Here is a 12,629-nt window from a genome sequence, read left to right on the forward strand (position 1 = left end):
CTGAACCGGGCCTAGAACGTTTTGGCAAACACCAGTCCGCCCCAGAGTACATTCCGGTCGCCCACGCCCTCCTTCAATTCAGAGGTGTGGCCGCGCAGGACATAGCTGAGCCGGTAACCGTCGTTGAAGGCCCAGGTGTACCCTAGCCAGGCTTCGGCCACACCATGGTTGACCTCGTCACTGTCGTAGCTCACTTCGCTGTCGCGGAACTGGCCTTGCAGGAAGGCGTTGTAGGCCCGGCCCACCAGGGCGATGCCACCCCACAGGTAATGCTCGTTGTCCTGGCTCATGGCGGTGGCATTGTTGCGCTCTCCGTAATGGGCCAGTTCGGGACTGGTCTGCCACCAGGGAGTGTGCAGACGGCCAGCCCGGAAGCTCAGGCTCCAGCGCGCTTCTGTCAGATAGCCCACGGATCCTTCCACAGTACTTTTCACTTCCAGGCGGTCGGTGGAGACCGGCAGAATCTTTTGACGCGCCACGGCATAGCGGAAGGTGGCTTCGCCGCCATCGCTGACCTGATGCTCCCAGCCTTCCGCCCGGTCGCTGCCAATCACCTTGTGGACGCCGTTCTGGATGTCGCCGGCCAGGTCCAGCCCCATGGCGCCCAGCGTCAGAGAACTATGCCAGGCTACCTGGCGGGCCGGGTCTACCTGTACCCGGCTGCTGGAGACATACAGCAGGCTGGCGTAGGGGCGGTCGTCATACAACGGGCCTGCGGCCTCCTTGTCTTCCGGGGTGAAGCCAAAGATGCCCGCTTCGAAGCTGTGCCCCCGGATATTACTGCCGGTGATACCTTCCACACCGGTCAGTCTGTCGATCCAGGTCAGTGGTGTATTCAGGGACAGGGCGAAATCCCGGGCCTTGCGGCCGGTGGCAGCCACACTGATTCCATAGGTGTAGTCCTGATCCCGGCTGCCGGGCACCAGCAGGTCGTTGTCCAGGGTCAGGGACCAGCTACCGGTGGTCCGCTCTTGGTCCGGATCGGTGCGTGGACGGCGTGGGCGCTGTTCCTCGAATGCCGGATCGCCGACACGGGCCAGTTGCACGGTATCGGCGGTGGCCCCGATGCTGATTCCGGGTGTCGCCACGCTGCCGAGCAGGGTAATCAGCAGCGCAGTGGTGCCCGGGATGCCGAAATGGCGAAGCCGCGGCGTGGCAAATTCTGTCAGTCTCTCTGCGTCGTTCATGGCGTCATGTCCACCTGAGGGGGTGCAACGCACACCCTCCCTGTTCACGTTTGCTGCGCGTACAGTAGGCCCGGCACGCGCAATAGCGGTATTGCGTTGCTGGACGGTTATTGCCTGTTTCTACAGAGAGTTGTCGTTATGCCAGCGGTGACGGTTCGGCGAATGTGACCGTCTGAATCATGGGGACAAGGATGGGCGGGAACGGTTTAATGAAACAGGGGAACTGGCTGGGCGATTTAATCGATTTTTTCGAACTTTGCCGTTTTCATGGCAAGCCCCTCTTGTTGCAGCGGTGACCAAATGCCTGCTTGCCGCGTTGTTTTCTGTCATTGAGCCCTTCCTTGTCTCAAGCGTAGCCTCAAGGACATTATCGGGTTTTCACCAGTCAACGACGTGTGAGGAGAGGCAAGGTGGCAGAGGCATATATCGTAGCGGCGGTGCGTACCGCCGGTGGCAAGAAGAATGGTCGGCTGAGCAAGGTGCACCCGGCGGATATGGGCGGCCGGGTGATTGATGCGGTGGTCGAGCGTATCGGTGTGGCCCCGGAGAAGGTGGACGACGTGATTTTCGGTTGTGTCAGCCAGATCGGGCCGCAGACCTTTAATGTGGCTCGTACCTCCATCCTGAGTTCCTGTCTGCCGGAATCCGTACCCGGCGTCACCATCGATCGTCAGTGCGGCTCCTCCCAACAGGCCATCCATTTCGCTGCCCAGGCGGTGATGAGTGGCACCCAGGATCTGGTTATCGCCGGTGGCGTGGAGTCCATGAGTCAGGTACCGATCGGGGCACCGGTTACCGCTGTGAAGGAAATGGGCAACCCGTTTACCGGAGAAATCAGCAAGCGCTATCCCGGTGAGACGTTCAGCCAGTTCCTGGGCGCCGAGCGCATGGCGGAGAAGTACGGGGTGAGCAAGGCCGAGCTGGATCAGTTCGCTTACGATTCCCACAAGCGGGGTGCCGCTGCCACCGAAGCCGGCCGCTTCAATGACGAGATCATCCCGGTGCCGATCACCCTGGAAGATGGCAGCAGCGATGAGCACATCGTGGATGAGGGTATCCGCTGGGAAGCGGAACTGGATGCCATCAAGGCCCTGCAGCCGTTGCAGGAAGGGGGCCATATCAGCGCCGCCAACGCCAGCCAGATTACCGATGGCGCCTCCGCCGTAATGATCGCCAGCGAAAAGGCAGTGAAGGAATACGGTCTCACGCCGTTGGCTCGCATTCATGCCATGGCGGTGGTGGGCTCCGATCCGACCATGGTGTTGGAAGGCCCGATTCCGGCCACCGAGAAAGTGCTCAAGCAGGCCGGTATGAGCATCAACGACATTGATCTGTACGAGGTCAACGAAGCGTTCGGCTCCGTGCCGCTGGCCTGGATGAAGGCGGTGGGCGCCGACTACGACAAGCTCAACGTGAACGGCGGCGCCCAGGCACTAGGGCATCCGCTGGGTGCCACCGGCACCAAGCTGATGGGAACGCTCGTTTACGAGCTGAAGCGTCGCGGCGGCAAGTATGGTCTGCTGGCCATCTGCGAAGGCCTGGGTACTGCCAACGCGACTATCATCGAAGTGTTGTAAGAGTAGTTGCAAGTTTCAAGTTGAAAGTGGCAACGGTGGCGGGTGTGTCGCCAGCGGGGGAAACGCTGGGCGCCGCGCCGCCGTGTTTTTCGACCTGAAAAAAGCCGCTCCGGTTTCCCGGGGCGGCTTTTTTATGGCCACACAACTACGGCATGCCTGCCGTGTCAGGCGCCGCTCAGTCTCTCTGCCAGCCACACGCCGGCCAGTATCATGATGGCGACTGACCCCACCGGCACAAAGACACGCCGATAGGCCACGGTTTCCCGGACCAGATAGGCCGCTGGCACAAACAGCAGCACAATGGCCACCTGCCCCAGCTCTACGCCCAGATTGAAGCCCAATAACGGCAGGAAAATCCCGCTGTCGGTGAGTCCCAGATCGGCCAGTACCGAGGCAAATCCCAGGCCATGAATCAGCCCGAATACAAAGGCCATCACCCAGCGTTTGGGAAACAGGCGGGGTACCAGATTCGCCGCTGCACCCAACGCCACGGTGATGGCAATGGCGGACTCCACCAGCCAGGTGGGTAGCGTGATGATGCCCAGTGTGGCCAGTGCCAGTGTCAGCGAGTGGGTCACGGTAAAGGCGGTGACAATGGCCAGGGTCTGGGTCAGCGCTCCGGTCATGGTGGATGCCGGCTGCCAGCCGCCCCGTTGCCATACCAGTACTGCCGGGAACAGCAGCGTGAGCAGGAACAGGATATGGTCGTAGCCGATCAGGATGTGGTGCACACCCTGACGGATGAACCCCTGGAACGCCTGCCATTGCGATCCGGCATCCGCCCCCATCCGCTGGTTACGGTGCTGATTACTGAACACGGCGGTGAGGGTGTCGCCGTCCTGTTCCATCCGCAGAAGGCCATGGTGGCTGGGATCCCGGTCAAACAGAAACTGGTAGTTCACCGCCAGTTGCTCCGGCGGGCTCTGGCAGTCGCCACGCCAGTGCAGGGCGGCGTAGGTGCCATCCACATGGTCGATGGCCTGCAGCCGGGTCAGGGTGAGCGCACAGGCCTGACGTTGTTCGTCGGACACAGCGTCGATGGTCAGGGCGGGCAGCACGGTGGAGATGATGCCGTTGCGCTGCCGGCGTAGCTCTCCCCAGGTGATGACGCCATCGCCGTTCTGGTCCAGTGGCAATACCAGCTGCAGGTCACGCAGGGCGATATCCCAGCGTCCCTCGATCAGTGCATTGCCCTCATTGGTGTTGATCACCAGATAGCTGTCACTGGGTTTGTGGGCGAATGTCTGCCCGGCCAGCAACAGCAGGAAAAGCAAAGACAGGGATTTCATTCACTGGCTCCCCTGGCAGGTTGAGTGAGTTGGGCATCGTCAACCTGGTATCGGTCTACAAAGGCCTGTAGCTGCCTCAAGGTTGCCTGATCGTCGGCGGCCACGGCGCTGGCGTGCAGCAGTCGCAGGTCAGCCAGTTCCCGTTGTTGCTGCCAGTTTTCCCGGGCCAGCGTGAGGGCGCCTTGCGGATCGGACTCTACTTCAAGCAGGAAACGGGCGTGCTCACGCAGGTGGCGCTGGCGACCGGTGTCCTGGTCGGCGGCCATGCGGGCCCGGTAATCCTGTCGCCAGTCCCGGGCCTGAGGGTGATCCAGGCGTTGCCCGGCAATGGCCAGTCTCAGCAAGGCGCCTTCCCTGTCCTGCCAGTCGAAGAGATCGCGGATGACCGCCTCCGCCTGGTTGTTGGCAAGCCACAAGTCACTTTGCAGGTAGCGCAGGTAGGGATCATTCGGGGCCTGCTGCAAGGCATCACCCAGGTGCTTGGCAGCCAGCTCGAGACGACCCTGTTGCAGCGCCATTTCGGCGCTCAGGGTGTCCAGCCACTGGGCGGATTTCCCCTGTGGGGCGGCCGGGCTGGATGCCAGGGCTTGCAAGGTGTCATAGGCCTGTTCCTGCTGACCGGTGATGGCCTGCACGCTGGCCTGACAGAGCAATACGGTGGTGGGCGGCAGCGTGCTGGCGGCTTCCCGGCAGGCTTGGCGGGCCTCATCAAGACGGCCTTGTACCCGATCAATATTGGCCAACATCAGCCACGCCTGTCCCTGATTGGGGGACTGTTCCAGCAGTTGCGTCAGCCGATGGCGAGCACGGGCAAACTGATGACGTTGCTGTTCGATGCGAGCCATCAGCAGGTTGGCTGCCGGTGACGACATGTCCTGACTGAACGGCGCCAGCGTGGCCTCGGCGTAACCGAGAAAGCGGGGATCGCCCTGGGCGCTGGCATAGTCAATCTGAGAGCGAGCCAACGCCAGGGCCGCGGTCAGATCCAGGGGCGCTGCCGGTGGTGCCAGGGCGGGCTGCGCCTGGGGTAGACGGGCGAGGACCACATGATCCCCGGCCGGTGTATAGGGAGCGGCATGAATCAGCGCGCTCGACAGATAAAGAGAGAAGGCCGCCAGGGTACGGACAAACCGCCGTTCACTGGCGGGCTGTCGTTTCCCGGGGGCCCTCTCGGAGCGGATGACTCCCGCCGTCGCTAGACGGCGGGAGCGGGCTTCAATTATCCGGTGCCAATACATTGTTATAAGCATCCGGATTGGTTTGATCGCGAAAAATGAAGCGGATGTCATTAATCGCAACGGGTTCTCGGGTGTCCCCGGTAGTGGCCAGCTGAGCTTTCACAAAGGCGGTGTAGTTGATCGCCACTGGTGCCTGTTGGCGAGGACGGTCATTGTCGCTGCCAAAGCACCCACTCAGTACCAGTGCACTCACGCTGACGGTGATGGCCAGTAGGTATCGCATGATGTCCTCCTTCACTCTGCCGTGGCGACATTATCGGCGCCGGGCAGCGGGGTGTTCAGGTAGGGGAAACGGGTCAGGTAGTCTGCCGGGTTCGGCAGGGCACCGTCGTTGACGATAGCGCCACCGTTCACTTGCATGTCCTGAGTACCGCAGGAGCCGATTTCGCCACCAGCGGCTTCACCGTTCACATCAGCGCCACACAGAAAGCCTTCGGCTGCGGTGAGGGCGATGTCTACCACGTCGTCAATGGGGCGGCGACCGTTGGGGAAGCCGGCAAAGTCGCCAGCGGCTACGCCCAGGTCGTTCTGTGAGCCCGCTTCGGTAGCGGGGATAGCGGTATTCAGACGCAGCATTTCACTGGCAGTGACAGTGGGCAGCTGGGTGACACCGGGTACCCCGGTCAGGAACACGGTGACCAGATCGTTGCGCGGCGTTTCCGGTGCGCTGACCCCGAACAGGATTTCTACCAGCGCGGGCAAGCTGGGGTTGGTCACATAGGTGGCGAACTGGCCATCATCTTTCGGTTCGCTGCTGTTGAAACGGTCCTTGTCGGGCAGGCCGATCACCACTTCGTTCACCAGCGGTGAGCCAAGACGGGATACCTGGGTAAAGGCGCCGCCTTTCACCGCCGGGCCTTTGGCGTTACTGCTGCCGGTGGTGTCGGAGCCCTGCGGTCCCGGGTTGATGACAGTGGCCTGGCGGATGCTGGCGGTGGTCCAGCCGCCGATGACGGTGTTGTCACCGGTCAGGCAGTCCGCCGGCACTTCCAGGGCCAGGCTGGTGATGTTCTTGTCGGCAATGATGTTGCTGCGCGAGTCACGTGCACCCAGCGGATTCAACGCCACCAGGTCAAAGACTTCGCCCAGATTGACCACGAAACCTTCCTGGCGCTGACCGGCAAAGACGCGGCCCGGCATGGGGCAGTCCGGGATGGTCACGTCGTAGATGAAGTTGTCCGCGTAGGCTTCATAGTCAGCAATGGACTTGGTGCCGATGTTATCCAGCGGTTTGGCAAAGGTGCTGTCACCACTGCCGGCATTGGTCAGGTTCTGCACGTTGCCAGTACGACGGTCCCCGGTCACCATTTCTACGGTGAAGCTTTCCAGTACATTCTGGGCATCGTTGTTCTGACCGGTTACGGCACCGATATTAATCAGTGGTACGGGGACAGAGGTGCCGTCGACATCGACCGCCAGGTCGCGGCGCTCGGTGTTGAACTGAAAACGGAAGGTAATGTTTTCTTCCGCGTTGCCATCGTTATCAATGTGGATTTCATAGATGGCGTCGTCGTCGAGAGAGAAATAATTGGGGCCGCCGTAGGCGTCCTGCAGTGGCAGATAGTTGGCAATCAGGGTGACGTAGCCGTCGCGTCCGGATTCATAGCTGTTGAACATGTAGAAATCCGTGCCGTCGACTTTGGGCATGCCTGTAATAAAGGGGGCTTCCCGGTGGCTGGATGCCATCGTGCCGGCACTAGCCAGCAGGGTGGCGGCAGCACAGGCCGCGGGAAGTAGAGTAAGGCGGGATAACATGACGAATCTCCTTTCTTGTCGGTGTGTAGGTAGTACGCGACAGGAAAGGAACTGGATGCAGAATTTATTTTTCTTTTTTTACTGCATCCAAATCCGTTTTTTTCACGTATTAACGACAGCGCATCTGTTAATCAGGAGGTACAGATAGTGGGTATGCAGGGAGTGTTTCGTCATGGCGGAAGCAAACGACGGGCTGGTCAGTGCTCTGGCGCGAGTCGCACAGGGCGACCGTCAGGCTTTTGCCGGTTTTTATCAGCAAACTCATCGAGCGGTTTTCGGTATGTGTCTGCATCTGCTGCGTGACAAAGACGAAGCCTGCGACGTGTTACAGGAAACCTATATTCAGGTCTGGCATCACGCTGGAGAGTATCATTGCGACCGAGGCAGCGTACTCAACTGGATGATGTCCATTGGCCGCTACCGCTGTCTGGATGCATTGCGCCGACGCCGGCATGAGGTGGACTTCGACAGCGTCAGCAGCAGCCAGGTCAGTTCTGCTCCCGGCCCTATGGAAAATGCCCACAATCAGGCTGACCGGCAACGACTCAGCGATTGCCTCAAAGATCTGGATGAACGTTATCGTTCCAGTATCGAGATGGCTTATTTTCGTGGCTTTACCCATCAGGAGCTGGCGGTTGCCATGGGCCAACCCCTGGGCACCACCAAGAGCAGGGTCCGTCGCGGTCTGGATGTATTGCGCCGGTGTCTGGCCACATGAAGCCCGATGACTACGAACGTAACCATGCTCTGGCTGCCGAGTATGTGGTAGGTACGTTGCAAGGCGCAGCCCGGCAGCGTTTCGAGCGCTGGATGATGGCCTCTTCCCGGCTTCGTCGGCAGGTGTGGTACTGGGAGCGTCGACTGCAACCCTTTAACGACAGTCTGCCGGAAGCCTCACCGCCGGATGCGGTCTGGCATGCCATCGAGCAACGCCTTTTCCCTGAAGCCGCAAAACCCGCAGAGCCTCGCTGGTGGCAAACCCTTACGGCCTGGCGATGGAGTGCCGGTATTGCCATGCTGGCAGTGTTCGCCTTGCTGGTGTGGACGCCGCCACCCACGGTGGTGACCCATTACGTGGGGGTGGTGCAGAGCCAGCAGGCGGAGCCCCTGTGGCTGGTCAATGCGTCTGCGGATCATCGTCTGACAGTGAAAGCCATGCCGCCAGTTCAGCCAGCGGACGGGGGCAGGGATTACCAGTTGTGGTTGTTGCCGGAGTCCGGCGCACCGGTATCGTTAGCATTGCTGCCCACGGGGGGCGCGCAGTTGAAGGTGGATCTCAGCGATCAGCAGGTCCGTCAGTTGTTGCAGTCCCGTTCCCTGGCGATCAGTCTGGAACCTGCCGGCGGATCGCCCACTGGCCAGCCCACCGGACCGGTGGTCTATCAGACGCGCCTGGTACAAATGTAGTTCAGCGGGTAGAGAGCGTGGGCGTCTCAGTCGACCAGTTCGCTTTCTGCCTGCTCAAGGGATTCCATGGCTTCCAGCAACTGTTCTTCCAGTTCATCGTGCTGTTTCTTGAGGCGCGCCTGATCGCCGAGTAATCCGTTCATCTCGTTCTTGCGGCTGTCGTCCGTGTACAGGGTTTCGTCGCCCAGGGCAGTCTCGATGTCGGCGAGTTTCTGGTCGCAATGGCTGAGCTGCTTTTCCAGTTTTTCCACCTGCTTTTTCAATGGCCGCAGTTGTTCCCGTTGCTGGGCGGCTTGCTGGCGGCGTGCCTTGGCATCCATGCCGTCGCCGGCTTTTTCTTCCTTGATGGGTTTGCCGTCGCGGCGATTCTGTTGCAGCCAGCGGCCGTAGTCGTCCAGGTCACCATCGAAGCGGGTCACGGAACCATTGGCCACCAGATAGAACTCGTCCACGGTGGTTTCCAGCAGGTGACGATCATGGGACACCAGCACCACGGCCCCTTCGAAGGATTGCAGCGCCATGGTCAGCGCTTCGCGCATGTCCAGATCCAGGTGGTTGGCCGGCTCATCGAGCAGCAGCAAGGCTGGTTTTTGCTGCACGATCATGGCCAGGGCCAGGCGGGCTTTTTCACCACCGGAGAAACGGCCCACCGGGGCAAACACATCATCGCCGTGGAAACCGAAACGGCCCAGCTCGCTACGCAGTTGTGACTCGCTCCACTTGGGGTAAAACCGGGACAGCATCTGGTACGGGCTGTCGTCGGCGGCCAGCCGGTCCACCTGCTGTTGATGGAAATAACCGATCACCAGATCGCCATCTTTTTCGAAGTGGCCGCCCAGAGGGGCCAGCTCGCCCACCAGGGTGCGCATCAGGGTGGACTTACCAGCGCCGTTGGGGCCCAGCAGGCCGATGCGTGACTCCGGGCGCAGGCTCAGACTGACCCGATCGAGAATTGGCGCCCCCGGGTAGCCGCACTGTACTGCATCCAGGCTCTCCATGGGGTTGGGCAGCTTGTTGGGGCTGTGGAAATCAAAGCTGAAACCGGAGTCCACGTGGGCGGGGCCAATCAGTTCCAGTCGTTCCAGGGCCTTCACCCGGCTTTGTGCCTGCTTGGCCTTGGAAGCCTTGGCCTTGAAGCGGGCGATGAACTTCTGCATGTGGGCCACCTGGGCCTGCTGTTTTTCATGCATTTTCTGCTGCAGGGACAGTTGCTCGGCGCGCTGGCGTTCGAAATCCGAGTAGCCGCCGCTGTAGTGCTTCAGTTGCTTGTGCTCGATATGCAGGATCTGGTTGACGGTGGCATCCAGGAAGGCGCGGTCATGGGAGATCACCAGCAGGGCTCCCGGCTGCTGCACCAGATAACTCTGCAACCAGAGGATGGCATCCAGGTCCAGGTGGTTGGTGGGCTCATCGAGTAGCAGCAGATCCGCATCGCTCATCAACACCTGGGCCAGGTTCAGGCGCATGCGCCAGCCGCCGGAGAAACTGGCTACCGGCTGTTGTTGCTGAGTTTCGCTGAAACCCAGCCCGGCCAGCAGGGTGGCGGCCCGGGCTGGTTGCTGCCAGGCGTGCAGGGCCTCCAGCTCGCCGTGAGCATGGGCGATGGCGTGGTTGTCGCCGGCGATTTCCGCGTCGGCCAGCTTGTTCTCCGCCCGGCGCAGGGCACGGTGGCCGTCGAGCACATAGTCGATGGCCGGTTGTTCCAGTGCCGGCACTTCCTGGGCCATCATGGCCAGGCGCCAGTCTGCGGGCAGGTTCAGGTTGCCGCCGTCGCTCTCCAGTTCGCCCATGATAAGCTTGAACAGCGAGCTCTTGCCGGTGCCGTTGCGGCCCACCAGCCCCACGCGCCAGCCCTTGTGCAGGACCACGCTGGCGTCTTCCAGCAACAGGTCGGGGCCGCGGCGAAGGTTGATGTGTTCCAGAGAGAGCATGGGGGAATCCGGGATTAATGAGAACCGGCGCAGTGTAAGCCAGCAAAGGTAACGGGGGAACCGTGGACGACTTGATAAAGCAGGATCTGTGGCGCTATGCCCTGGCTCGATGGCAGGACAAGGATTTTGAGCGGGCCTGCCTGCATCTGCAGGACGATTTTCAGGTGCCCGTGGCCCTGCTGTTGGCCGGCCTGTGGCTGGCCGCGTCGGGCAAGCAACCGGATGCGGGGGTAGGACGCCGGATGGCTGAGCTGGCCGAGCAGTTTGAGGTCGACTACCTGCGCCCGCTGCGAGCCGTGCGCCGCAAGGCCGGCGAAGATGCGCGGCTGCCGGAGTTCAAGCGGCAACTGCAGCAGGTGGAGCTGGAAGGTGAGCGCTACTTGCTAACGACCCTGCCGACGTTGAGCGGCAACCTGCTGCCCGCCAGCAAGCCGGTGGACGCCATGGCCTGGTTGCTGGTGCTGGTGCCGGAAACGGCGCAGTGTGAAGGGTTGCAGAATGCCCTTGGCGAGCTAGTGGCACTGTAGGAGCACCGCTTGAGGTGCGAACCGCGTGTCAACGCGGAATCGGCCGAAGGCCGATCAGGAATCTCAGGGCTCGACAGGTTTTTCGAGAAAGGTATGGGGGCGGTTACGATGCCGTTTCCTCGCCAAGGCTCGGTTCGCCCCTCAAGCGGTGCATTCGCTACGCTCACCCTGCGGGCCGCACTGCACAACGTGCGTTACTCCGCTACGCTACGTTCCTGCGGTGCCACTACCTCGCGCTTTGAACTTTCCTCTCCCCCCTGCCATCCTTTCCCTCCCATGTTCATCCGGATTTCCCCATGACCACCGACCTGGCCTTTGACCGCGACCATCTCTGGCATCCCTACACGTCCACCTCGAAACCGCTGCCCACTTTTCCCGTGGCCAGCGCCAAAGGAGTGCGACTGACGCTGGAAGATGGCCGCGAGCTGGTGGATGGCATGTCGTCCTGGTGGGCGGCGGTGCATGGTTATAACCACCCGGTGTTGAATCAGGCGGCCAAGGATCAGATCGACCGCATGGCCCATGTGATGTTCGGTGGGCTCACCCATGAACCGGCGGTGGAGCTGGGCAAGAAGCTGGTGGCGTTGACCCCCGACCCGCTGGAGAAAGTGTTTCTGGCCGACAGTGGCTCGGTGTCCGTAGAAGTGGCGATCAAGATGGCGTTGCAGTACTGGCTCAGCCAGGGGCACACCGGCAAGGATAAACTGCTGGCCCTGCGCAATGGCTATCACGGCGATACCTTCGGTGCCATGGCCGCCTGTGACCCGGTCAACGGCATGCACTCTCTGTTCAGCGGGGTGCTGGCCAAACACTTTTTTGCCGAGGCGCCGCAATGTTCCTACGACAGCGATTTTGATACGTCGGATCTGGATTCCATCCAACAGATGCTGGCGGATCATCATCAGGAAATTGCCGCCGTGATACTGGAGCCGGTGGTGCAGGGCGCCGGGGGCATGCGGATGTATCACCCCACCTACCTGAAAGCGGTGCGCGCCCTGTGTGATCAGTATGGCGTGTTGTTGATCTTTGACGAGATTGCCACCGGCTTTGGCCGCACCGGCAAGCTGTTTGCCCTGGAGCATGCGGATGTATGCCCGGATATCCTCTGCCTGGGCAAGGCGATTACCGGTGGCTACATGACCCTGGCCGCCACCCTGTGTACCGGCCAGGTAGCAGCGGGAATTTGTGACGGTGAAGCCGGCGTATTGATGCACGGCCCCACCTTCATGGGCAATCCACTGGCCTGTGCGGTAGCCAATGCCAGTATCCAGTTGCTGCTGGATTCCGGCTGGCAGGAAAAAGTGGCCGCCATCGAAGCGCAGCTCAAGGCAGAGTTGCTGCCACTCAAGGACCTGCCTGCGGTGGCGGACACCCGGGTGCTGGGTGCCATTGGCGTAATGGAAATGCAGGAACCGGTGGCCATGGAGCAGGTGCAGGCGCGGTTTGTGGAGCAGGGGGTGTGGATCCGCCCGTTCGGCAAGCTGGTCTATATCATGCCGCCGTTCGTGATCGAGCCCGAGGATCTCAGCAAGCTGACAGGTGCGATGCGGGACTTGGCCAAAACTACGTAGCCGCTGTAGGAGCTATGCTTGCATGGCGAACCTCGCGCAGCGAGGCGACAGAGCTTAACGTTTTTCGACATTCTTGCTGGAGCCTGCGGAGCTGCGCCCCCCTGACCGCCCCGGATCAAGCACAGTGAGCGATTTCCGCGCTAACGC

The 12,629-nt window shown here is 61.3% G+C and carries 11 protein-coding genes; 5 read left to right on the plus strand and 6 right to left on the minus strand.

What is annotated here, in order from left to right:
* Window positions 1-11: 11 nt before the first annotated feature.
* The gene (locus KZ772_RS14640) at window positions 12-1,187 is read right to left on the minus strand and encodes a lipid A deacylase LpxR family protein (RefSeq protein ID WP_290537256.1); all 1,176 of its coding nucleotides are present in this window, start codon (window positions 1,185-1,187) and stop codon (window positions 12-14) included.
* A 410-nt stretch (window positions 1,188-1,597) separates the two neighbouring features.
* Here KZ772_RS14640 and KZ772_RS14645 point away from each other — a divergent pair, with 410 nt between their 5' ends.
* The gene (locus tag KZ772_RS14645) at window positions 1,598-2,764 is read left to right on the plus strand and encodes an acetyl-CoA C-acetyltransferase (RefSeq protein ID WP_290537257.1); all 1,167 of its coding nucleotides are present in this window, start codon (window positions 1,598-1,600) and stop codon (window positions 2,762-2,764) included.
* 164 nt (window positions 2,765-2,928) lie between these two features.
* Here the strand turns inward: KZ772_RS14645 and KZ772_RS14650 are convergent, their stop codons facing one another.
* The 4 genes from KZ772_RS14650 to KZ772_RS14665 form a co-directional block, all read right to left on the minus strand.
* Window positions 2,929-4,053, minus strand: coding sequence for a HupE/UreJ family protein (locus KZ772_RS14650; RefSeq protein WP_290537258.1), 1,125 nt, complete (start codon window positions 4,051-4,053; stop codon window positions 2,929-2,931).
* Window positions 4,050-5,099, minus strand: coding sequence for a tetratricopeptide repeat protein (locus tag KZ772_RS14655; RefSeq protein ID WP_290537259.1), 1,050 nt, complete (start codon window positions 5,097-5,099; stop codon window positions 4,050-4,052). The genes KZ772_RS14650 and KZ772_RS14655 overlap by 4 nt, the downstream gene beginning before the upstream one ends.
* A gap of 169 nt (window positions 5,100-5,268) precedes the next feature.
* Entirely contained in the window at window positions 5,269-5,514 is a 246-nt protein-coding gene (locus KZ772_RS14660; protein WP_272962574.1) for a hypothetical protein, read from the minus strand.
* Between the two features lie 11 nt (window positions 5,515-5,525).
* Window positions 5,526-7,046 carry a DUF4331 domain-containing protein gene (locus KZ772_RS14665; protein ID WP_290537260.1) on the minus strand — a complete coding sequence of 507 codons (1,521 nt, stop codon included), beginning with the start codon at window positions 7,044-7,046 and terminating at the stop codon, window positions 5,526-5,528.
* 172 nt (window positions 7,047-7,218) lie between these two features.
* Between KZ772_RS14665 and KZ772_RS14670 the strand changes: the two genes are divergently transcribed.
* Window positions 7,219-7,764, plus strand: a complete 546-nt coding sequence (locus KZ772_RS14670; RefSeq protein WP_290537261.1) for a sigma-70 family RNA polymerase sigma factor — start codon at window positions 7,219-7,221, stop codon at window positions 7,762-7,764.
* Window positions 7,761-8,453, plus strand: coding sequence for an anti-sigma factor (locus KZ772_RS14675; RefSeq protein WP_290537262.1), 693 nt, complete (start codon window positions 7,761-7,763; stop codon window positions 8,451-8,453). Before KZ772_RS14670 ends, KZ772_RS14675 begins: the two co-directional genes overlap by 4 nt.
* 26 nt (window positions 8,454-8,479) lie before the next feature.
* Here the strand turns inward: KZ772_RS14675 and KZ772_RS14680 are convergent, their stop codons facing one another.
* A complete protein-coding gene (locus tag KZ772_RS14680) occupies window positions 8,480-10,384 on the minus strand; it encodes an ATP-binding cassette domain-containing protein (protein WP_290537263.1) in 1,905 nt (634 codons plus the stop codon).
* 62 nt (window positions 10,385-10,446) lie between these two features.
* Here KZ772_RS14680 and KZ772_RS14685 point away from each other — a divergent pair, with 62 nt between their 5' ends.
* Together KZ772_RS14685 and bioA are read left to right on the plus strand one after the other, a co-directional pair.
* Window positions 10,447-10,911, plus strand: a complete 465-nt coding sequence (locus KZ772_RS14685; protein WP_290537264.1) for a TIGR02444 family protein — start codon at window positions 10,447-10,449, stop codon at window positions 10,909-10,911.
* A gap of 296 nt (window positions 10,912-11,207) precedes the next feature.
* Window positions 11,208-12,482, plus strand: a complete 1,275-nt coding sequence (bioA, locus tag KZ772_RS14690; RefSeq protein WP_290537265.1) for an adenosylmethionine--8-amino-7-oxononanoate transaminase — start codon at window positions 11,208-11,210, stop codon at window positions 12,480-12,482.
* The last annotated feature ends 147 nt before the right edge of the window (window positions 12,483-12,629 follow it).

The sequence above is a fragment of the Alcanivorax sp. genome, assembly GCF_019431375.1.
Taxonomy (GTDB): Bacteria; Pseudomonadota; Gammaproteobacteria; order Pseudomonadales; family Alcanivoracaceae; genus Alcanivorax; species Alcanivorax jadensis_A.

What these genes read in the sequence shown, in the direction of transcription:
- KZ772_RS14660 (WP_272962574.1), bottom strand. Translation starts at nt 5,514, where the DNA reads ATGCGATACCTACTGGCCATCACCGTCAGCGTGAGTGCACTGGTACTG.
- KZ772_RS14665 (WP_290537260.1), bottom strand. Translation starts at nt 7,046, where the DNA reads ATGTTATCCCGCCTTACTCTACTTCCCGCGGCCTGTGCTGCCGCCACC.
- KZ772_RS14670 (WP_290537261.1), top strand. Translation starts at nt 7,219, where the DNA reads ATGGCGGAAGCAAACGACGGGCTGGTCAGTGCTCTGGCGCGAGTCGCA.
- KZ772_RS14640 (WP_290537256.1), bottom strand. Translation starts at nt 1,187, where the DNA reads ATGAACGACGCAGAGAGACTGACAGAATTTGCCACGCCGCGGCTTCGC.
- bioA (WP_290537265.1), top strand. Translation starts at nt 11,208, where the DNA reads ATGACCACCGACCTGGCCTTTGACCGCGACCATCTCTGGCATCCCTAC.
- KZ772_RS14650 (WP_290537258.1), bottom strand. Translation starts at nt 4,053, where the DNA reads ATGAAATCCCTGTCTTTGCTTTTCCTGCTGTTGCTGGCCGGGCAGACA.
- KZ772_RS14680 (WP_290537263.1), bottom strand. Translation starts at nt 10,384, where the DNA reads ATGCTCTCTCTGGAACACATCAACCTTCGCCGCGGCCCCGACCTGTTG.
- KZ772_RS14675 (WP_290537262.1), top strand. Translation starts at nt 7,761, where the DNA reads ATGAAGCCCGATGACTACGAACGTAACCATGCTCTGGCTGCCGAGTAT.